At 67.6% G+C, this 20,701-nt stretch carries 19 protein-coding genes and 1 riboswitch; of the genes, 8 read left to right on the top strand and 11 right to left on the bottom strand.

Annotated elements, in window-relative coordinates:
- Window positions 1-26: 26 nt before the first annotated feature.
- From B6S44_RS15290 to B6S44_RS15240, 11 genes are all read right to left on the bottom strand, one after another.
- Window positions 27-731, bottom strand: coding sequence for an ABC transporter ATP-binding protein (locus B6S44_RS15290; protein ID WP_201303087.1), 705 nt, complete (start codon window positions 729-731; stop codon window positions 27-29).
- Window positions 728-1,489: an ABC transporter ATP-binding protein gene (locus tag B6S44_RS15285; protein WP_129157755.1), complete on the bottom strand. Its 762-nt coding sequence runs from the start codon at window positions 1,487-1,489 to the stop codon at window positions 728-730. The genes B6S44_RS15290 and B6S44_RS15285 overlap by 4 nt, the downstream gene beginning before the upstream one ends.
- The gene (locus B6S44_RS15280; RefSeq protein WP_129157754.1) at window positions 1,486-3,378 is read right to left on the bottom strand and encodes an ABC transporter permease; all 1,893 of its coding nucleotides are present in this window, start codon (window positions 3,376-3,378) and stop codon (window positions 1,486-1,488) included. Before B6S44_RS15280 ends, B6S44_RS15285 begins: the two co-directional genes overlap by 4 nt.
- A gap of 105 nt (window positions 3,379-3,483) precedes the next feature.
- Entirely contained in the window at window positions 3,484-4,692 is a 1,209-nt protein-coding gene (locus B6S44_RS15275) for an ABC transporter substrate-binding protein (protein ID WP_129157753.1), read from the bottom strand.
- A gap of 220 nt (window positions 4,693-4,912) precedes the next feature.
- On the bottom strand, window positions 4,913-5,752 hold the full coding sequence (gene phnX, locus B6S44_RS15270; RefSeq protein WP_129157752.1) for a phosphonoacetaldehyde hydrolase: 840 nt from the start codon (window positions 5,750-5,752) through the stop codon (window positions 4,913-4,915).
- The gene (locus B6S44_RS15265) at window positions 5,749-6,873 is read right to left on the bottom strand and encodes a TIGR03364 family FAD-dependent oxidoreductase (protein ID WP_129157751.1); all 1,125 of its coding nucleotides are present in this window, start codon (window positions 6,871-6,873) and stop codon (window positions 5,749-5,751) included. Before B6S44_RS15265 ends, phnX begins: the two co-directional genes overlap by 4 nt.
- Before the next feature lie 133 nt (window positions 6,874-7,006).
- Entirely contained in the window at window positions 7,007-7,762 is a 756-nt protein-coding gene (locus tag B6S44_RS15260; RefSeq protein ID WP_129157750.1) for an SDR family NAD(P)-dependent oxidoreductase, read from the bottom strand.
- The gene (locus B6S44_RS15255) at window positions 7,735-8,775 is read right to left on the bottom strand and encodes a ketopantoate reductase family protein (protein WP_129157749.1); all 1,041 of its coding nucleotides are present in this window, start codon (window positions 8,773-8,775) and stop codon (window positions 7,735-7,737) included. The genes B6S44_RS15260 and B6S44_RS15255 overlap by 28 nt, the downstream gene beginning before the upstream one ends.
- Window positions 8,772-9,722 carry an isoaspartyl peptidase/L-asparaginase family protein gene (locus B6S44_RS15250; protein ID WP_129157748.1) on the bottom strand — a complete coding sequence of 317 codons (951 nt, stop codon included), beginning with the start codon at window positions 9,720-9,722 and terminating at the stop codon, window positions 8,772-8,774. The genes B6S44_RS15255 and B6S44_RS15250 overlap by 4 nt, the downstream gene beginning before the upstream one ends.
- Before the next feature lie 171 nt (window positions 9,723-9,893).
- A complete protein-coding gene (locus B6S44_RS15245) occupies window positions 9,894-11,498 on the bottom strand; it encodes an ABC transporter substrate-binding protein (RefSeq protein ID WP_129157747.1) in 1,605 nt (534 codons plus the stop codon).
- A complete protein-coding gene (locus B6S44_RS15240) occupies window positions 11,495-12,046 on the bottom strand; it encodes a MarR family winged helix-turn-helix transcriptional regulator (RefSeq protein WP_164985839.1) in 552 nt (183 codons plus the stop codon). Before B6S44_RS15240 ends, B6S44_RS15245 begins: the two co-directional genes overlap by 4 nt.
- A gap of 95 nt (window positions 12,047-12,141) precedes the next feature.
- On the opposite strand from B6S44_RS15240, the gene B6S44_RS15235 reads away from it, so the two are divergent.
- The 8 genes from B6S44_RS15235 (at window position 12,142) to B6S44_RS15200 (ending at window position 20,495) form a co-directional block, all read left to right on the top strand.
- On the top strand, window positions 12,142-12,843 hold the full coding sequence (locus B6S44_RS15235) for a creatininase family protein (protein ID WP_129157745.1): 702 nt from the start codon (window positions 12,142-12,144) through the stop codon (window positions 12,841-12,843).
- 22 nt (window positions 12,844-12,865) lie between these two features.
- A complete protein-coding gene (locus tag B6S44_RS15230) occupies window positions 12,866-13,837 on the top strand; it encodes an ABC transporter permease (protein ID WP_129157744.1) in 972 nt (323 codons plus the stop codon).
- Window positions 13,837-14,715 (top strand): ABC transporter permease, encoded by an 879-nt coding sequence (locus tag B6S44_RS15225; RefSeq protein WP_129157743.1) that lies wholly within the window; start codon window positions 13,837-13,839, stop codon window positions 14,713-14,715. The genes B6S44_RS15230 and B6S44_RS15225 overlap by 1 nt, the downstream gene beginning before the upstream one ends.
- Window positions 14,712-16,433, top strand: a complete 1,722-nt coding sequence (locus B6S44_RS15220; protein ID WP_129157742.1) for a dipeptide ABC transporter ATP-binding protein — start codon at window positions 14,712-14,714, stop codon at window positions 16,431-16,433. Before B6S44_RS15225 ends, B6S44_RS15220 begins: the two co-directional genes overlap by 4 nt.
- 119 nt (window positions 16,434-16,552) lie before the next feature.
- Window positions 16,553-17,446, top strand: a complete 894-nt coding sequence (locus tag B6S44_RS15215; protein ID WP_129157741.1) for a polysaccharide deacetylase family protein — start codon at window positions 16,553-16,555, stop codon at window positions 17,444-17,446.
- 1,242 nt (window positions 17,447-18,688) lie between these two features.
- Window positions 18,689-19,807 (top strand): OmpA family protein, encoded by a 1,119-nt coding sequence (locus tag B6S44_RS30135; protein WP_349236375.1) that lies wholly within the window; start codon window positions 18,689-18,691, stop codon window positions 19,805-19,807.
- A 123-nt stretch (window positions 19,808-19,930) separates the two neighbouring features.
- Complete coding sequence (locus B6S44_RS15205; protein ID WP_129157740.1) at window positions 19,931-20,212, top strand: hypothetical protein; 282 nt, start codon at window positions 19,931-19,933, stop codon at window positions 20,210-20,212.
- Window positions 20,213-20,294: 82 nt separating this feature from the next.
- Window positions 20,295-20,495, top strand: coding sequence for a putative motility protein (locus tag B6S44_RS15200; protein ID WP_129157739.1), 201 nt, complete (start codon window positions 20,295-20,297; stop codon window positions 20,493-20,495).
- A gap of 102 nt (window positions 20,496-20,597) precedes the next feature.
- A riboswitch (TPP riboswitch) is annotated at window positions 20,598-20,701 on the top strand.

The following is a 20,701-nucleotide window of genomic DNA, read 5'->3' as shown; positions in this document are numbered from 1 at the left end:
GACGAAGTGGTTCCGCGATAGGCCGCTCAAACCGACAGATACTGCGCCCGCACCGCCTCGTCGGCCTTGAGTTCGTCCATCGTGCCTGTGAAGCGGATCAGGCCCTTCTCGATGATGGTGGCGCGGTCGGCGACCGAGCCGGCGAAGTGCAGGTTCTGCTCGGAGATCAGCACCGAGAGCCCTTCGCCCTTCAGCGCCAGGATGGTCTTGGCCATCTCCTCGACGATGACAGGGGCGAGGCCCTCCGAGGGCTCGTCGAGCAGGACGAGCTTGGGATTGCCCATCAACGTGCGGGCGATGGTCAGCATCTGCTGCTCGCCGCCGGACATCGCTCCGCCCGGCCGGTCGCGCATGCGCCCGAGATTGGGGAAGAGCTGGAACAGGCGCTCCGGCGTCCAGTGCGGTGCGCCCTCGCGCTTCGGCCGCTGTGCGACGGAGAGGTTCTCCATCACGCTGAGCTCGGAGAAGACCCGCCGCTCTTCCGGCACATAGCCGATGCCGAGGCGGGCGATCTCGAACGGCTCGCGGCCGACGATGGTATGTCCCTCGAAGACGACGCGGCCCGCTTGCGGCGGCACCAGCCCCATCACCGCCTTCATCGTCGTCGACTTGCCGGCGCCGTTGCGGCCCATCAGCGCCAGCACCTCGCCGCGGCCCATCGAGAAGCCGACGCCGTGCAGGATATGGGCGCGACCGTAATAGGCATTGAGCCCTTCGATCTCGAGCATCAGTGGCCTCCCGAGGTCGCGCCGGAGCCGAGATAGACCGCGCGCACGGCCGGATCGTTGCGGACCTCCTCGGCCCGGCCCTTGGCGATCAGCTTGCCGCGGTCGAGCACCAGGATCGCGTCGGAATGGGCGAAGACCACGTCCATGTCGTGCTCGGTAAACAGCACGGCGATGCCGCGCTCCCTGGCGATCTCGGCGGTCAACGCCATCAAGGCGATGCGCTCGCGCGGCGCCATGCCGGCGGTCGGCTCGTCCATCAGCAGGAGCTTCGGCTTGTTAGCGATCGCGACCGCGAGCTCGACCCGCTTCAAGTCTCCATAAGCAAGCACGCCGCAGGCGCGCTCGGCCTGGTCGAGCATGCCGACCTGCTTCAGCAGCGCATCGGCTTCGGCGACGTGGCGATCCTTGGCCCGGCCGAACAGCGTCCAGGTTTCACCCGCATGCGAGATCAGCGCCATCTGAACGTTCTCGCGCACGCTCATCGAGGCGAAGGTCGCGGTGATCTGGAAGGTGCGGCCGACGCCTAGGCGCCAGACCTCGCGCGGTTTGAGGCCGGTGATTATCTTGCCGTCGAAGATGACCTCGCCGCGGTCGGAAGGCAGCTGGCCGTTCAGCATGTTGAAGCAGGTGGTCTTGCCGGCGCCGTTGGGGCCGATCAGCGCCAAAAGCTTGCCGGCCTCGACCGAGAAGCTGACATCGTCGACGGCACGCACGCCGCCGAAGGATTTTCCGAGATTGCGGACTTCAAGGACCGGGCTCATCGGGCGGGCTCCGGCGCGACGGCGACAGGTGTGGCCGGCTCGGCCTCGCGGCGGCGTTCCGACAAGGCGAGCGCCGTGCCGACGAGGCCGCGGGGGAACAGGATGACGAGCAGGACGATCGAGGCGCCGAGGACGAAGCGCCAGTACATTGTCGCCTTCATCAATTGCTCCTGCAGCCCCATGAAGGCGAAGGCGCCGACGATCGGCCCCGACACGGTCTGGACGCCGCCGAGCAGCACCATCAGGAGGCCGTCGACCGAGCGCGGGATTGCCATATAGGTCGGGAAGACCGAGCCCTTGAAGAAGGCGAAGAGGGCGCCGGCGATGCCCGCCGCGAAGGCGGCGATGATGAAGGCGATCCACTGGATGCGCATCACCGGCAGGCCGATCGCCTCGGCCCGGAGCGGGCTGTCGCGGCCGGCCCGGAGCGCATAGCCGAAGGGCGCGAAGACGACGACGCGCAGAGCGAGGATCGCCGCGACGCAGACCGCCAGGGCGAGGTAATAATAGACCAGCTTCGAACTCGCCCAGGCCGCTGGCCAGACGCCGAGAATGCCGTTGTCGCCGCCAGTGACGTCGACCCATTGGAAGGCGGTTGCCCAGGCGATCTGGGCGAAGGCCAGCGTCAGCATGGCCAAGTAGACGCCGGAGAGCCGGACGCAGAACCAGCCGAAGACGAAACCGGCGATGCCGGCGAGGAAGGGCGCAAAGGCGAGCGCCGGCAGCATCGGCATGCCCAGCCACTTCACCGCCAGCGCCGCGCCATAGGCACCCAGCCCGAAATAGGCGGCGTGGCCGAAGGAGGCCATGCCGCCCGGCCCCATCATGAAGTGCAGCGATGCGGCAAAGAGCGCGAAGATCGAGAGCTCGGTCAGCGTCAGCAGCCAATGATCGGCGACGATGAAGGGTGCGAGCAGCAATACGGCGAGCGCAGCGAGGCCGATCAGCTTGACGTTGTGGCTCGCCGGCAGAAGCAGCGGCTCGACCGGGCCATGGGCATGGGCGCTGCCGACCGGACGCTTGCCCATCAGCCCATAGGGCTTGATCACCAGCACGACGGCCATCACCAGGAAGACCAGCACCAGCGTGATCTTCGGGAAGATCAGGATGCCGAAGGCGTGGATGATGCCGATCAGCACGGCCGCGAGATAGGCGCCGGTGACGCTGCCGAGTCCGCCGACGACCACGACCACGAAGGCCTCCGAGATCATCGAGAGGTCCATGTGCAGGTTGACCGCCTCGCGCGGGAGCTGCAGCGCGCCGCCGAGCGCGGCGAGGCCGGCGCCGAAGGCGAAGACCGAGGTGAAGAGCAGGCGCTGGTTGACGCCCAGCGCGCCGACCATCTCGCGGTCCTGCGTCGCGGCGCGCACCAAGGTGCCCCAGCGCGTCTTCTGGAACAGGAACCAGAGCAGGCCGAGCATGATCGGCCCGACCACGATCAGGAAGAGCTCGTAGCTCGGGAAGCGGCTGCCCATCAGCACGACGAAGCTCTTGAAGCCGGGCGCGCGCGGGCCGAGCTTGTCCTCCGGCCCCCAGATGCCCAGCGCGATGTCCTGCACCATCAGCACCAGCCCGAAGGTGGCGAGGAGCTGGAACAGCTCGGGCGCCTGGTAGATCCGGCGCAGGATCACGATCTCGACGATGGCGCCAAGCGCCGCGACGATCAGCGCCGCCAAGAGCACGCCGCCCCAGAAGCCGAGCACGTCGGCCGGGCCGAAGCGGGAGACCAGTGTGAAGGCGAGATAGGCGCCAAGCATGTAGAACGAGCCATGCGCGAAGTTCACGATCCGCGTCACGCCGAAGATGATCGACAGCCCGCAGGCGACGAGGAAGAGCGACGAGGCCGAGGCCAGGCCGTTGAGCGTCTGCGCGAAGATCAGATCGATCATGCGAGGTTCCATCGAAACAGGCGAAAAAGGGCGCAATCCTCCCGCGACCGCAGCGGCGTGCCGCGGCCGGGTCTCCCAGTCTAGATCAGGTCGAAGCCTGGCGCTTCAGCCCGCCGGGCGAAGCGTCTTCACCTCTGCATCGGACGGCAGGTACTTGGCGCCGTCGGCGTAGCGCCAATCGACCATCACGCCCTTGCCGTCCTTGACCGCGGTCTTGCCGACATAGGCGCCGAGCGTCGACTGATGGTCGGAAGCGCGGAACTCCACCGGGCCGAAGGCCGAGGTGAACTTCAGCCCCTTCAGAGCATCGATGAGCTTTTCGTTCTCGGTCGTGCCCGCCTTGGCGATACCGGTGGCGATGGCGTTCATGGTGTCGAAGCCGACCACCGAGCCGAGGCGGGGGTAATCGTTGTACTTGGCTTTGTAGGCGTCGCGGAACTTCACGTGATCCGGCGTCTGGATGTCGGCATGCGGATAACCGGTGACGATCCAGCCGACCGGCGTCTCGGCGCCGAGCGGGTCGAGATATTCCGGCTCGCCGGTCAGCATCGAGACCACCGTGCGCCCTTCGAACAGGCCTCGGGTGTTGCCCTGGCGGACGAAATTCGAGAGGTCAGCGGCGAAGGTGACGTTGAAGATCGCATCGGGCTTGGCAGCCTCGAGCGCCTGCACGGTCGCTCCGGCATCGATGCGGCCGAGCGCCGGGAACTGCTCGGCGACGAACTCGACGTCGGGCTTGGCCTTCTTCAGCAACTCCTTGAACCACTTCACGGCCGACTGGCCGTACTCGTAGTTCGGCGCCACGACCGCCCATTTCCTGGCCGGGAGCTTGGCCGCTTCCTCGACCAGCATCGCCGCCTGCATGTAGGTCGATGGGCGCAGGCGGAAGGTGTAGCGGTTGCCCTTGGCCCAGACGATCGCGTCCGAGAGCGGCTCGGAGGCGACGTAGAGCCGCTTGTTCTGCAGGGCGTAGTCGGCGATGGCGAGGCCGACATTGGAGAGGAAGCCGCCCGAGAGCAGATCCACCTTCTCGGCGTTGATCAGTTCGCCGGCGAGGCGCACCGAATCCTCGGGTTTGCCGGCATCGTCGCGGAACAGGGTCTCGACCTTGCGGCCGAGCACGCCGCCGGCGGCGTTGACCTGTTCCAGCGCCAGCTCCCAGCCCTGACGATAGGGCTTGAGGAAGGCCGGCTGCGAGGTGTAGCTGTTGATCTCGCCGATCTTGATTGGCGCGCTTTGGGCGCGCAGCAGCGACGGCGTGGCCAGCGTGACGGCGCCGAGCGCAGCTCCGCTGACGAATTGGCGACGGTCCATTCGATGGCTCTCCCGTTGATCGCTCGACTTACGCATTCACAGCCCCTCGCTGCGCGATTTCCTACCGTAGGCCAGTGTAGTGCGATGCAACAAGCCGGGGTGGAAATTCGTTTGTATGCGTATGAAATCTCCGCTGCGTTTCGCAGTTTGTCAATCGTCGAAAAACAGGCGGCGCTGCTGCCCGCTTGAGCGGCGCACCATTGGGTCGGCCAGCAGAGTGTCAGGCCGACTGCTTTACGCCCTGCCGGGCGGCGAGTGTCGCCTCGATCGCCTCGACCACGCCGACGAGCTCGGCGATGCTGTCGATGACATAGTCGGCGCCGGCCGCCCGTAGCTTTGCCGCTGCCTCGCCGCGCAGCTTCTGCTGCTCGAGCAGGGGCAATTCGTTCCACTCGGCCAGCGAGAGGCCGACACAGTTGCCGGAGACGGCAAGCCCCACCGTCCAGGTGCCGGCAGCGGCGCCTTCGGCGATGCCGGGCTCGGTGTCGTCGACCTTGATCACGCTGGAGGGCGGGTAGACGCCGAGATCGGCGAAGCAGCGATACATCATCAGCGGGCTCGGGCGGCCCTCGGCGAGGTCGCCGGCGCAGACGAGGTTGTCGGGCTCATAGCCCTGCGCCGCCGCGGCCGGCAGCAGCCGTTCCATGATCTCGCGGGTATAGCCGGTGGTCGAGCCGATCTTCAGCCCGCGCCGGCGCAGGTTGGCGATGTTGTCGGCGGCGCCGGGAATGAGATCGGCGTAGTCGGTGACGACGGACGCGTTGAGTGGCACGAATTGCTCATAGACCGCATCGATCGCGGCCTCGCCCGGTACCTCGCCATGCTTTGCCCGCCAGGCCTGCGCGATCGCCGGCTCGGCCATCAGCGCAGCGATATGGGCGCGCTTCGGCAGACCCATCGGGCCGCGCGCCTGGGGAATCGTGATCGTGACGCCGAAGCGGGCGAAAACCTCGACAAAGGCGCCCATCGGCGCGCGCGAGCCGAAATCGACGACGGTACCGGCCCAGTCGAGCACCACCGCCTTGACGACGTGAAAGGGAAGCAGGGACTGAGCGCTCATCCGAACATCTCCGCAATGGTCTCCTCGCCGATGGCGAAGGAAGTGGACGCTCCCGTCCCCGAGGTCACGATGACGAGGCCGACGCGGTCGGAGACCGTCTCGCGCAGCATCGGCCGGTCGGGCAGGCTGGCATAGGTGCCGAGCCAGCGTGCCTCGACCGGCGGGCGGGCGCCGAACACCGCCGCGTATTCGTCGAGGATCAATTCATCGACATCGGTATCGCCGAACGGATCGGGCGTCGCGGCATAGTGATGGGAATCGCCGACGACGCGCGTCCCGTCGGCGGAGGCGACAGTGATCAGATGGATGCCGTTGGCGAGCTGCTCCGGCTGCTCGCGCTCTAGCCGGGCGCGCAAGGACGCGGCCTCCGGCAGCTCGGCATAGCCGAGATAGCGCACCAGCGAGAGATCGGACATCACCGCGCAGGGCAAATCGGGGCCGGTGGCCGCGGTCCGGACCCGCAGCATCTGCAGCTTGCAGCGTGTCAGCTCGGGATAGGCAGCCTTGAGCTCATCGGCATAGAGACCGGTGAAATCGTCGCCCGGGCAGATGATCGCGGCCTCAGCGCGCCAGGGCCCGGCCGAGGTCTCGATCACCGGCAGCGCGACGCCGTGAACTGTGGTCCGGCGCAGGATGGTGACGCCGAGATCGCGTTCGAGATGAGCGGCGAGCAGCGGGATCGCCTCGCGCGATTCGACGCGCAGATCATGCGGACTCCACAGCGCCGCTTCCTGGCCGACGAGGAAGGGGAAACGCTCGCCGAGCGCGGAGCCGGTGACCAGATCGCAGCCCTCACCCATCTCGGTCTTGAGGAAGGCTTCGAGCACAGCGGTCGCCTCCGGCCGGCGCGAGGTCGTACACAGCCCGGCATGGGCGATCGCGATACCGGCTTTCGGCGCGACCTCGGCCCAGACATCCCGCGAGCGCTTCACCCGCCGCCAGGTCTCGCCCGCCTGCTGGCCGGTCACCGTGATGAAGCCGAAATTGCGGATCGAGGCGCCGTTCGCCTGCGCATCACGGTCGATGACTACGACCTTCAGCCCGTGCTGCGCCGCTGCAAGCGCATGGGCGAGGCCGACGATGCCGGCGCCGACAATGGCGAGATCGAAACTGCGCTCCAACGTTATTCCTCCCCGCGCATTGCGATTCGCGCCCTTGCCAATCGGGGCGACTTAAGGGGCGCTCAATGCAGAACTGTGACGAAGCGCGGTTCGCAGCCGGCTCACTGCACGTCAGGCGTGCGGCAGGCCGTGCTCAGGAGCGCCCACCGTCGACCGAAAGAATCTGCCCTGTGATCCAGCCTGCCTGCTCGGAGAGGAAGAACAGGCTGGCATGGGCAATGTCCTCAGCCGTGCCGAGCCGGCGGGTATGGATGCCCTCGATCAGCCGCTTCTGGCCATCCGGGCCATAGGATTCCCATTGCCGCTCGGTCGCCGGATTGGAGCGGACGAAGCCGGGCGCGACCGAATTCACGGTGATCCCATGCGGGCCGAACTCCCAGGCGAGCTGCCTGGTCAAGCCAACCAAAGCGTGCTTGGCGCTGGCATAGGCCTGGATGCCGGTCAGGCTCGGCCGCAGCCCGGCGCCCGAGGAAATGTTGACGATGCGGCCGTATCCGGCCTGCTTCATCGCGGGAGCGGCCGCCTGCGACAGGAAGAAGGCGGCGTCGACATTGGCGGCGAAGACGGTGCGCCAATCGCTCTCGGAAATCTCCTCGATCGGCCGGCCGACCTGGCCGCGCACGCCGCCGGCGGCATTGACCAGGAGATCGAGCCGCCCCTCGGTGGCGAGGATCGCGTCGACCAGCTCCCGCGTCGCCTCCGGGCCGCCGAGATCGGCGACATGGGCGCTCGCGCCGAGCGCCTTAGCGCTGACGGCGACGCCGTCCGCATCGAGATCGGCGAGATGAACGCGGGCGCCGGCCTCGACAAGTGCGGCGGCGATGGCGCGGCCGATACCTTGCGCTGCGCCGGTGACGAGGGCTACGCGGCCGTCGAAGCGGATCTGCATTGGTCGATCAATACCTTCAGCGTGTCTGATGACATCGGACGGCGCCCGTCCTCGATGTCGCGGATCAGGGCGACCAGAAGCTCCAAGGCCGGCGTGGCGACGCCGACCTCGCGGCCGAGCGCCGAGATAATGCCGATCTGCGGCTGGCCTTCCGTCTTGCGCTTGCGTACGGCGAGGTCGCGCCAAATGCCGGAATGGGTCTTGGCCGTCTTGGAGGTGTAGTCGGCGAGCCAGGCGATCGTCTCGACCTGTGGGCCTTCGGGTGCGCCCGGCGCGAAGACCAACGGATCGAAATCACCGAAGCCGAGCGATTTCACTCCGCGTGCTGCGGCGACCGCGCCGACCTCGCGCCCGAGCGCCAGCCAGACCGGCAGCCGCTCCGGATCGGCGAAGTTCGCCGACATAGAGTCATTGGTCAGGGCCGTGCCGAACAGCATCGCGCCATAGGCAAGCTTGCCCCAGAGATAACCGTAGATGTTGTCGGTCAGGATCGCACCCGGCTCGAACAGCGCGAGCAGCCGGTGCATCTCGCGCACCCGGTCGGTCATCGCCCCGTCGAGCTCGCCGACAACCACGGCGCCGCGATTTCCGTAGAGAATCTCGCCCGGCCCATGCCAGTCGGCGCCGAAATTGACGAAGCAGCCCATCGTCCGCTGCTCGCCGATCGCCTTGGCGATGACGATCTCGTTGAGCCCGTTCTGGGCCGAGAGCACGAAGCCATCGGCGGCGAGATGCGGCTTCAGGGCGGCGAGCGCGGCTTCGGTGGCGCCGGCCTTCACAGCGAGCACGATGCGCGAATAACTGCCGGTCAGCTCATCCGGCGTCACCGCCGGCACGACCTGACGGAACTCCTCGACCGGCCCAGTGATCGCAAGCCCTGATGTCCGGCAGGCCTCGACATGCTCGGGGACGATGTCGACCAGCAGCACCGGCACCCCGGCCCTTGCCCAATAGGCGCCGAGCGTGCCGCCGATCGCGCCGGCGCCCCAGATCAGGATCGGTTCGTCGCTCATGCCTGCCCCATCACCTCGACATCGGCATGGGTTCCGACATGGACGAGCCCGTCCGGCGTCACCCAGCCGCGATACATGCCGTCGGTGTTGTGCGGCGCGACGATCGTGCCGTCGGCGCCGATGGCGACGAGGCCTGCCCCGATCCTGTGCGTCGTCAACTCGGCGATGGCGCGATCGGATGCCTCCTTCAGGGAGAGGCCGGCATAGCCGATCAGCGACGCGATCTCGTGGCCGATGCAGTAGCGGATGAAGAACTCGCCCTTGCCGGTACCCGACACCGCGCAGCGCCCGTCGCGGGCATAGGTGCCGGCGCCGATGATCGGGGAATCGCCGACGCGTCCAGGCGGCTTGTTGGTGTAGCCGCCGGTCGAGGTCGCAGCCGCCAGATGGCCGTTGGCGTCGAGCGCGACCGCGCCGACGGTGCCGTGCTTCTCGGCCTCGCTCGCCTCGTCCGCCGTGCCGACGAGCTCGCGGATCTTCATCGAGGCGAGGTTCTTGCGCCGCCGCTCGGTCGAGAAATACTCGTTCTCGACGATATCGAGCCCTTCGGTCTGGGCGAAGGCGTCGGCCGCCGGCCCGGTCAGCAGCAGCGGGTCGCCGTGATGCATCAGCGCCTTTGCGGCGCTGACCGGATTGCGGATGCGCTTGACCGCACAGAGCGCGCCGGCGGCCAGCGTCGCGCCGTCCATGATCGACGCGTCGAGCTCATGCTCGCCATCGGCATTGAAGGCGGCGCCATGGCCGGCGTTGAAATGGACCGAGTCCTCCATCACCAGCACGGCGGCCTCGACCGCGTCGACCGCGCTGCCGCCTTTGCTCAGGATCGCCCAGCCGGCCCGCAGGGACTTGGCGAGATGGGCCTTGGCCTCGGCCCATTCGGCGTCGGACATCTCGGCCTTGGGCAAGGTGCCGCAGCCGCCATGGATGGCGAGGGCGATGGTCATGATGAAATCCTTGGCGAGAAATCCTTCTCCCCTCGGGGGAGAAGGTGGCAGCGCGAAGCGCTGACGGATGAGGGAAGGACGGGCAAGCCGAAAGCCGCCTCACCCGGTCGCACTGCCCTCATCCGTCTGCTTTGCAGACACCTTCTCCCCCGGAGGGGAGAAGGAAAGGGAGCCTCACTTCACAGGCTTGATGTCCATCGCCAGCGTGTCCTCGTCGACGCGCGGGCGGATCGTGACCTTGGCCTTCTGCATCGCCCAGGCCGAGCCGACGGCGAGGATCGGCAGGCGCGGCCGGTCCTTGGCGACGATGGCGTTGGCCTGAGCCAGCAGATCGTTGCGCTTGGCCTCGTTCATCTCGATCGCGGCGTCCTCGATCAGCTTGTCGAGGTCGGCGTTCTTGTAGCCGAGCACGTTGAAGGCCCCGAGCTTCTTGGCCGGATCGTTCGAGTGCACCACCGAGGAGAGCGTGTAGTTCGCCTCGCCCGTCAGCGTGCCCCAGCCCGACATCGCCAGCGAGAACTCGCCGCGGGTCCGCGCCGGGAAGAAGACCGCTCCGGGCTGGGCGTTGGCGTTCACCTCGATGCCGATGCGCGCCAGCATCTGCGCGATCGAGGTCCCGACCTGGCGATCGCCCGGCAGGCGGTCATTGGTGAAGGAGAACGAGACCTTGAATCCGTTCGGATAGCCGGCCTCCTCCATCAGCTTCTTCGCCTTGGCGAGATCCGGCTTCAGCGGTGGCAGGCTCTTGTTGTAGCCGGCGATATCGGGCGTCACCAGCTGGCTGACGGCCGAACCGAGCCCTTCCATCGCGATCTCCACCAGCGCCGGCCGGTCGATGGCGAGGTCGATCGCCTCGCGCACCTTGGCGTCCTGCAGCGGGTTCTTCGGCAGGGCTGAGCCATCCTTGGCGCTGACCTGCGGGGACTTGTCCCGCATGTCGAGCTCCATGTTGAAGACATAGACCGTGTCGATGGTGGTGACCGAGAGCTTGGTGTCGCGCTTCAGCGTCGGCACGTCCGAGGCCGGTGCGCGCACGATGATATCGACCTGGCCGGCCTTGAGCTGGGCGACGCGGGCGGCGTCGTTCGGCAGTTCCTTGCGCAGCACGCGCTGCCACGGCTCCTTCTCGCCCCAGTAGCCGTCGAAGCGCTCGAGCACGAGCTGGTCCTTCGGCGTCCAGGACACGAACTTGTAGGGACCGGTGCCGATCGCCGCCTTGCCGGTGTTGAAGGCGTCGTTGGCATTGTCCTTGGTCAGCCCGGCCGCCGCCTTGTGCGAGACGATGAACAGCCGGATGAAATCGTTCGGCAGGTTCGGCGCCGGCCCGTCGGTGACGATGTGGACGGTGAGCGGATCGACGATCTTCACCTCCTTGACGCGCCGGACATAGATCGTCGTCGGGTTGGGGCCGGCGACGACCGGAATGCGCTCGATCGAGAACTTGACGTCCTCGGCGGTGAAGTCGGAGCCGTCATGGAACTTGACGCCGGGGCGCAGCTTGAACTCCCAGACGCTCGGCTCGATCGCCTTCCAGCTCAAGGCGAGGCGCGGCTCGATCTGCAGCTTGTCGCCCGACCAGGTCAGCGTGTCGAAGACATGCTTCAGCGCCTCGGCATGGGTGCCGGTCGCGGTGAAGTGCGGGTCGATCGATTCAGGGCCGGCGCGGACGCCGATCGTCAGCGTCTGCGCCATTGCGGCGCCGGAGAGCGGCAGCCCGATGAGGGCGGCGAGGGCGACGGTCCGCCAGAGCGGGGACCGGTGCGACAGCGGCTTGGTCATGTTGAGGTCCCTTCGGGTTCCAGATCGGCAGGCCAGGTCGAGGAGGCGATCACCATCTTGTCCATCAGTTCGCAAAGCTGCTTCTGCTCGGCTTCCGTGAGGGCGGACAGCATCGCGGTCTGCTGTCCCTCCATCATCGGCATGGTCTCGTCGAAGATGGCGCGTCCGGCCGGCGTCAGCGCCAGCACATAGCTGCGCAAATCGTCCGGATCGGTCTCGCGCTTGAGAAGCCGTCGCTGCAGCAGCTTCTGAATCGCGCGCGAGAGCGTGTTCTTCGGCAGGCCGGAGGAGGAGACGATATTCTTGGCCGCGACGCCGCCCTTGAGTCCGACGGCGTAAAGCGCGACGAATTCCGGCCGCACCAGCCCGTAGCGCGTCTCGATCCAGCGGTAGACCGGATCGTTGAAGCGGAAGGCGATGAAATTCAGCCGGAAGGACAGCCAGCAGGGATTGTCCCAGAGCTTGGTGACGATCAGCGGATCGAGCTCGCGCAGCGCCACCTCCCGGTCGCGATCGAGTTTGGACAAGGAAGTCGGGGCGCGTGCCATCTCGGACATCCTATTTAGTTCCATATGGAACTTGACGGTCTCTTATACCGCTGTCAAGGATGACGCGGTCTCGCCGAAACGCAAGGATCAGCACCGTGCTCGTCGCCCAGATGAACTGGATGCAGATCGAAGAGCAGGCGAAGCGCGACGATCGCTGCGTGTTGCCGCTCGGCTGCGTCGAGCAACACGCTTATTTGAGCCTCGCCACTGATGCGATCCTGTCCGAGCGCGTCGCGGCCGAGGCGGCCGAGCCGCTCGACATCCCGGTCTTCCCGGTGCAGGCCTATGGCATGACGCCGGGCTTCACCGCTTATCCTGGCACGATCTCGCTCAGGATGACCACTTACATTGCGCTGATCGAGGATCTGCTCGAGGGTGTTTATCGTTCCGGATTCCGCCGTATCGTGCTCGTCAACGGCCATGGCGGCAATTCGCCAGTGATGACGGCGGTGATCGAATGGATGGGCAAGCGCCCCGACGCCAGCGTCAAGATGCACAACTGGTGGGCCGGCCCGCGCTTCCAGGCAGCGGTGAAGGCGGTCGATCCGGCCGCCTCGCACGCCTCCTGGATGGAGAACTTCCCCTGGACCCGCCTCGAGGGCGTAACCCTGCCGGATGCGGTGAAACCGCCCTTCAACGCTGCGCTTTATCACGCCGCCAATCCGCAGCGGAAACGCGAGATCCTCGGCGACGGCAATTTCCACGGCCGCTATCAGCGCCCGGACGAGGAGATGCTGGCGCTCTGGGCGGTCGGGGTCGAGGAGACGCGCGCCGCCATGGTCGAGACCTGGCCGTGAGATTCTCCATGGGACGGCATCGATGCTGACCCACATCGCCGAGCGTATCCTGCAAGCCCTCGCCGTCATGCTCGTCATGTCGGTGCTGGTCTTTGTCGGCGTCTATGCGATCGGCAACCCGATCGACGTGCTGATTGGCCCCGATGTCAGCCAGGACATCAGGCTCGAAACCATTGCCCGCTACGGTCTCGATAGACCGCTCTGGGAGCAGTATTTCACCTTTCTCGGCCGTGTCCTGCACGGCGATTTCGGCCGCTCCTTCGTCTTCGGCATGCCGGTGCTCCAGCTCATCCTGTCGCGCCTGCCGGCGACGCTGGAACTGACCCTCGCGGCCGTGCTGAGCGCGGCGCTGATCGGCATTCCCGCCGGCATCTATGCCGGCTACCGGCCGGAGAGTGTCCTCTCCAAGACGATCATGGCGCTTTCCATTCTGGGCTTCTCGGTGCCGACCTTCTGGATCGGCCTCGTCCTGATCATGACCTTTGCCGTCGAGCTGCAATGGCTGCCGGCCGGCGGGCGCGGCGAGACCGCCTTGCTCTTCGGCGTCGAGTGGAGCTTCCTGACCCTCAACGGGCTCTCGCATCTCTTCCTGCCGGCGCTGAACCTCGCCTTCTTCAAGCTCGCGCTGATGACACGCCTGGCACGGGCCGGCACGCGCGAGATCATGCTGACCGACACGGTGAAGTTCGCCCGGGCCGCCGGCATCTCGGAGAGCGTCATCCTGCGCCGGCACGTGTTGCGCCTGATCTCGATTCCGCTCGTCACCGTCTTCGGCCTCGAATTCGCCTCGACGCTCGCCTTCGCGGTGGTGACCGAGACGATCTTCTCCTGGCCCGGCATCGGCAAGCTGATCATCGATTCGATCCAGTCGCTCGATCGGCCGGTAATGGTCGCCTATCTGATGCTGGTCGCCTTCGTCTTCATCATGATCAACTTCCTGGTCGACCTGACTTATTTCGCGCTCGATCCGCGCTTGCGAAAGGGACGGGCGTGATGCGGACGGAAACGCCGATCGCCCGCTTCTGGAACGAGTTCAGGGAGGGCCACGTCGCCGTCGCAGCGCTCATCGTCGTCGTCGTGATGATCGGCGTCGCCCTGCTTGCCCCGCTGATCGCGCCGCAGAACCCTTACGATCTCGCCAATCTCGTCCTCTCCGACGCGCGCCGCCCACCCGGCTATGTCGGCTCCAGCGGCTATACGCACTGGCTCGGCACCGACGCGCAGGGGCGCGATCTGCTCTCGGCCATCCTCTACGGTCTGCGCATTTCCCTCCAGATGGGGCTGGTCGCCGGCGCGATCGCCTTCGCTATCGGTGTCACGCTCGGCATTTCCGCCGCCTATGTCGGCGGGCGGCGCGAGGCCTTCATCATGCGCGTCATCGATCTCCAGCTCGCTTTCCCGGCGATCCTGCTGGCGCTGGTGATCTCGGCCTTGCTCGGCCAGGGCAAGGCGCAGCTCATCACCGCGCTGGTCGCAGCGCAATACGCCTATTTCGCCCGCACCGCCCATGGCGCGGCTTCGGCCGAACGCGGCAAGGACTATGTCGAGGCTGCTCTCTCGACACCGTTGCCGGCGCGGCAGGTGATCTGGCGCCACATCCTGCCGAATTGCCTGCCGCCACTAATCGTGGTCGCGACGGTGCAGGTCGCCAGCGCCATCGCGCTCGAGGCGACGCTCTCCTTCCTCGGCGTCGGCCTGCCGGTGACCGAACCCTCGCTGGGATCGCTGATCGCCAACGGCTTCCAGTACATGCTGTCGGGCCGCTACTGGATCTCGATCTATCCGGGCCTCGCTTTGATCCTGCTGATCGTCGCGATCAACCTGGTCGGCGACCAGATCCGCGACCAGGTCAATCCGAGGCTGAAGCGATGAGCACTGGCGCGGCCGCAGCGCCGCTGCTCGAGGTCGCCGACCTCACCACGCAGTTCTTCACCCGTGCCGGCGTGGTGAAGGCGGTCGATGGCGTGTCCTTCTCGCTTCGGCGCGGCGAGGTGATGGGGCTCGTCGGCGAATCCGGTTCGGGCAAGAGTGTCACCGGCTTCTCGATCATCGGCCTGATCGATCCGCCCGGTCGCGTCGCCGGCGGTTCGGTGAAGCTCGATGGCCGCGAACTCGTCGGTCTGCCGCCGGATGAGTTGCGCAAGCTGCGCGGTCGCGTCGTCTCGATGGTCTTCCAGGACCCGCTGATGACGCTGAATCCGGTTCTGACCATCGGTGAGCAGATCAGGCTGGCGCTCGAAGCGCACGAAAAGGTCTCCGCTGCGCAGGCGCGTCGGCGCGCCATCGCAGGCCTTGCCCAGGTCCGCATCCCGCGCCCCGAGGCGACCGTCGACTATTACCCACACCAGCTCTCCGGCGGCATGCGCCAGCGCGTCGCGATCGCAATTGCGCTGCTGCACCACCCAAAGCTGATCATCTGCGACGAGCCCACCACGGCCCTCGACGTCTCGATCCAGGCCGAGATTCTCGTCGAGATGAAGGAGCTCGTCGCCGAGCTCGGGACGGCGCTGATCTGGATCAGCCATGACCTCGCCACCGTCGCCTCGATCGCCCAGCACGTCGCGGTGATGCGGCTCGGCAAGATCGTCGAGGCTGGGCCGGTGCTCGACGTGCTGACGCGCCCGCAACACGCCTACACCCGCGCTTTGCTCGATGCGCTGCCCTCGCGCGCCAAGCCCGGTGAATTCCTGCTGCGCGGCGGCGGCGTTCCCGATGCGGCTCCGCCCGCCCGCAAGCCGGCGGCAGCGGTCGCCGCGCAGGTGCCCGGCGCGGCCTATTTCGTTGCCGATCGCGTCAGCAAGCGCTTCGAGACGCGGCCCGGCGTGCTGCGCGGGTTCGGCGTGAAACTTGGCCTCGTGCAGCCCCCTCCCGCCGTGATGGCCGTCGACGAGGTCAGCCTGACCGTGCCGCGCGGTGAGGCGCTCGGGCTGGTCGGTGAATCCGGCTCCGGCAAGTCGACGCTCGGGCGCATGGCTGCCGGCATCTACGCACCGTCATCAGGCACTGTCCGCTTCGAGGGCTGGCCGGTGATGAGCGAGGGGCAGGAGGCGCGCAAGCTCACCACCCGCATCCAAACCATCTTCCAGGACCCGTTCGCCTCGCTCGATCCGCGCATGCGCATCGGCGACGGCATCGCCGAAGGCCCGCTCGCCCATAGTCTCGTCGGCAAGGCCGGTGCTCGCGATTATGTCCGCGACTGGCTCGCCGCGGTCGGGCTCGATCCGGCCTTCGCCGACCGCTATCCGCACCAGTTCTCCGGCGGCCAGCGCCAGCGCGTCGCCATCGCCCGCGCGCTCGCCATGCAGCCCGATCTCGTCGTCTGCGACGAGCCGGTCGCCTCGCTCGACGTCTCGATCCAGGCGCAGATCATCAATTTGCTGATGCGCCTGCGGGCCGAGCTCGGTCTGACCCTGATCTTCATCTCGCACGACCTCTCGGTGGTCAGGCATCTCTGCGACCGGGTCGCGGTGATGTATCGCGGCCGCATCGTCGAGGAGGGGCCGGCGGGCGAGGTCTACGACAACCCGCAGCACGACTACACCAAGCGGCTGCTCGCGGCGGTGCCGGTACTGCCCGAGGCGGCTGCGTGAGCATAGATCATCGCGTGTCCGAACGGACGCGATCACGATGATCTATCACGTTGTTATCGCATCGGATTCTTCCGAAAAGTGGAATCCACTTTTCGGTCCGATGCTAGAGGAGAATCGACATGACCCAGCTCCAACCCTGGCAATGGCCGGAGGAGACCTGGCGCGGCAAGGTCGAGCAGGTCCGTGCTGGCCGCAATCTCAAGCCGAAAAGCTGGCCGGGCGGGGCGCGCTGCGCCGTGGCGCTCTCCTTCGACGTCGACCATGAGACCAACGAATTGCGCGATGGCGGCAAGTCGGTCGGCCGGCTGTCCTGGGGCCAGTACGGCAACCGCGTCGGCATGCCGCGCATCCTCTCCATGCTGGCGCGCGAGGAGATCAAGGCGAGCTTCTTCGTTCCGGCGGTGACCGCGCTGCTCTATCCCGACGAGCAGCGCCGCGTCGTCGCGGAAGGCCACGAGATCGGCCTGCATGGCTGGATCCATGAGGTCAACACCGCGGTGCCGCCCGACCAGGAGCGCGAACTGCATTTGCGCTCGGCCGATACGCTGGAGAAGATCACAGGCGTCAGGCCGGTCGGCATGCGCACGCCGTCCTGGGATTTTTCCGAGGTGACGCTCGCCATCGAGCGCGAGCTCGGCCTGATCTACGATTCCTCACTCTTCGCCGACGACGACCCCTATGAATTGATCGAGAAGGGCGAGCCGACCGGCATGGTCGAACTGCCGGTCGAGTGGATCCGCGACGATGCGGTCTATTTCAACATGAACCGCTTCCAGGCGCTGCGACCCTATACGGCGCCCGAGGCGGTGTTCGACATCTTCAAGCGCGAATTCGACGGCGCCTATGCGGAAGGCGGGCTTTTCCTGCTCACCATGCATCCGCACATCATCACCTATCGCTCGCGCTTCTGGATCCTCGAGGAACTGGTGCGCCACGCCAAGGCGAAGGGCGATGTCTGGTTCGCGACGCATGCCGAGATCGCGGCCTATGTGAAGGCGCAGGCGGGGCTCTGACAGACGCAAAATAACGGCCGGTTGCCGCTGGGTCAGCGGAACCGTGCCCGATTTCAGCCGTTTTCGGTTCATTCGGAATTCAGGGCGCGGGGGCGTTCATCTCCGGAAGAACAACTGGAAACGGATGTCATGATGCGCACGAAAAACCTGCTCCTGCTCGGCACCCTCATCCCCGCCATCACGCTGTCGCAGGCCAGTTTCGCCGCTCCATCGCTCCAGCTTGCCCAGGCTCAGTCGGGCGATGACGAGCGGCCTGATCCGCGCCGCCAGCGGCCTCCCGGTGGTCAGGAGCGCCCTGCTCCCGGCGCTCGCCCCGCACCTGGCCAGCCTCCTGCACCGGGCCAGCCGCCTGCGGCTCGCCCTGCTGCTCCGGAACGCCCGGCCGGAGCAGCCCCGAGCGCACCACGTCCGCCCTCCGCGCCGCAGGCAGTGCCTCCGGCAGGCCGGGCCGAGCCCGAGCAGCCGCGCCGTCCCGCGCCGCCTGCGGCCCCCGCACCCGGTCAGGTCGCGCCACCCGCACCGCAAGGCGCCCCGCGCGCTCCCTCGGTCGCGCCAACCACACCGCCGCGTCCCGCTCCGGGCCAGATCGCCCCGCAGCCTTCGCCCGCGCGGCCGATTGCGCCGTCGACCCAGCCAAGTGCGCCGGGAGCGCCGTCAGGTGACGGCACTCAGCGTCGCCCTGCGCCCTCGCAGACGGCTCCAGGCCAGCCTCCCGGAGCCGCTCCCTCGTCGCCGACAACGCCCACTCGCCCCGCGCCGGGCCAGCTCGCTCCCAGTGGTAGCACCCAGCCGCAGCCCGGCCAGCCCGCGCCCGGCGCCGGCCGGCCGCCGGGAGTTCCGCCGCAGCCCGGAGCGGCTCCGTCGCAGCCCACCCCGCCGCAACCATCGCCGGGGCCGGCTCGCCAGCCCGGCCAGGCGGCTCCGGGCCAGCCCGCGCCGGGACAGACGGTTCCCGCCCCCGGCACTGCGCCGAGGGCCGGCCAGCCTCAGCCGGGACAGCCTTCAGCCGTACCGCCGGTCGGCCGCACCCCGGTAGCCCCGGCGCAGCCCGGCACTGTACCTTCGCAGCCCGGGACTGCTGCACCCACTCAGACGGCTCCGTCCCAACCACCGGGCGGCCCCAGCCGCCAGCCCGGCCAGGCCGCCCCGGCTCAGGCCGTGCCTGGACAGGCCGTTCCCGGCCAGCCGCCTGTCGCCCCGAATACCGGAGCTGCGCCGGGCATTCCTGCCCAGCCAGGAACGGTGCCGTCGCAAGCGGCGCCCGGCGTCGGCCAGCAGCCGCCCGGCACGCCCTTGCGGCCGGGCGTTGCTCCCGGGCAGGTGCAACCTCCCCAAGGTCAGGCGCCGGCCGGCCAGCCCATGCCTGACCGGCAGGGACGCCGCGGCGGCATCGGCCTTGGCGGCGCGGCCGCGATCGGTCTCGGCGCCGCCGCGATCGGCGGCATCATGGCGACGCAGGGGGCGACGCGGCTCGATGATATCCGCGGCCGGCGCGAGGAGCGCCGCGAGGGCGATGTCACCATCATCCGCGAGCCCGGCCGCACCATCATCCGCGGCGACGACGACCGCGCCATCATCCGCTACGACGAGACCCAGCGCTTCCGCGATCTCGGCCTCGACACCCGCAGCGAGCGCCGTGGCGAGGAGAATGTGACGATCTATAATCGCCCCGATGGCACGCAGATCGTCACGGTGACCGACACCGAAGGCCGGCTGATCCGTCGCTCACGGCGCGAGCGCGACGGCGGCGAATTCGTCATCATCGACAATGTCCGCCGCGACGGGCCGCAGGCCCGCTTCGCCGAGGAGGTGGTCGAACTGCCGCCGCCGCCGCTGCGCATCCCGCGCGAGCGCTACATCGTCGACGCCGAGCGCGCCGATGAGCGGCTGATCTACGAGACGATCACCGCCCCGCCGGTCGCGCCGGTGCCGCGCCGCTACACGCTCGACGAAGTCCGCTACTCGCCCGATCTGCGCGCACATATGCGCAGCGTCGACGTTGACACGATCAACTTCGATTCCGGTTCCTGGACCATCACGCAGGATCAAGCCGGGCGCCTGCGGGTGATCGCGCAGGCAGTGCGCCAGGCAGTCGAACGCGCGCCGAACGAGGTCTTCATGGTCGAGGGCCATACCGACGCGGTCGGACCGGATGTCGACAATCTCTCGCTGTCGGATCGGCGGGCGCAGTCGGTCGCCGAGATTCTGACCCGCGACTTTGGGGTTCCCGCCGAAAACCTGACGACGCAGGGCTATGGCGAGCAGTACCCGAAGGTCCAGACGCAAGGCGATTCGCGCGAGAACCGGCGCGTAACGCTGCGCCGGATCACGCCGCTGCTCACTGGCCAGAACCAGCAATGAGGTGAAGAGGGGCGGCTTGCGAGCCGCCCCGCCTTTCTCGTCGGGCCATGGAACAATCCCGGCCTGCATGGCGTTTCTTCTTGGGGCAGGCTTGTCTTGCGCCTGCCCGACTGGAGAAGTGCCATGCGCAAGAACCCATGGGTCCTCCTCGGACTGATCGCCGCCGGGCTGATCGTGGCGGACGCCGCCGCCGCGCAGTCCTCCCCGCCGCAGCCCCAGCGTCAGCGTGCCCCCGGTGTGCCAATCGCCCCGAATGCGAGCGAGGTGCAAAAGCTCGAGCCGCGCTCCGATCGCGTCGAGGCCAGGCGCGAGCGTGAGCGGCTGGCGCGAGACCGTTCGGGACCACCGGAGCCGAACCGCGAGATTCCGATGCCGAAGCCGGTGCCGTCGATCATCGCACCTTGATCGGAACCGGCCTTAAAGGTCGCAGTTCCGGATTCAGATTCGGGTAAGGCTCGCCGCCTATGGTCGCGGCGAGGAGCCTGCCATGAGTGATATGTCGGTCGCGATCGCCCAAAGCCTGGTCAGCATGAAGTCGGCTGCGACGCAGCAGGCCTTGCAGGTCGAAATGGTCAAGCAGAACGCCGATGCCGACCAGGCCCTCGTCGCCATGCTCCAGCAGGCTGCCGAGCAGCAGCAGGCGACGCTTCCCGCTGGCCAGGGCGGCAATCTCGACATCACGGCCTGAACTCCTGTCCTTACCAGCGCAATGCCCCTGACGCATGCCGGCGCAGCGTCGGCCGGCGGTTCTTTGCCAGTTGCGCGGAGATCACGACGGTTCTAACCTCCACCTCGTTCCGAGGGGTGCTCGCAAGAGCTGAGATGGCCTGACGGCCGAACCCATCGAACCTGATCCGGGTCATACCGGCGGAGGGACTGGAACGCGGCTGCGCC

It is taken from the genome of Allobosea sp. Tri-44, from assembly GCF_004123845.1.
Lineage (GTDB): Bacteria > Pseudomonadota > Alphaproteobacteria > Rhizobiales > Beijerinckiaceae > Allobosea.
This window is presented reverse-complemented; position numbering and strand designations above follow the sequence as displayed.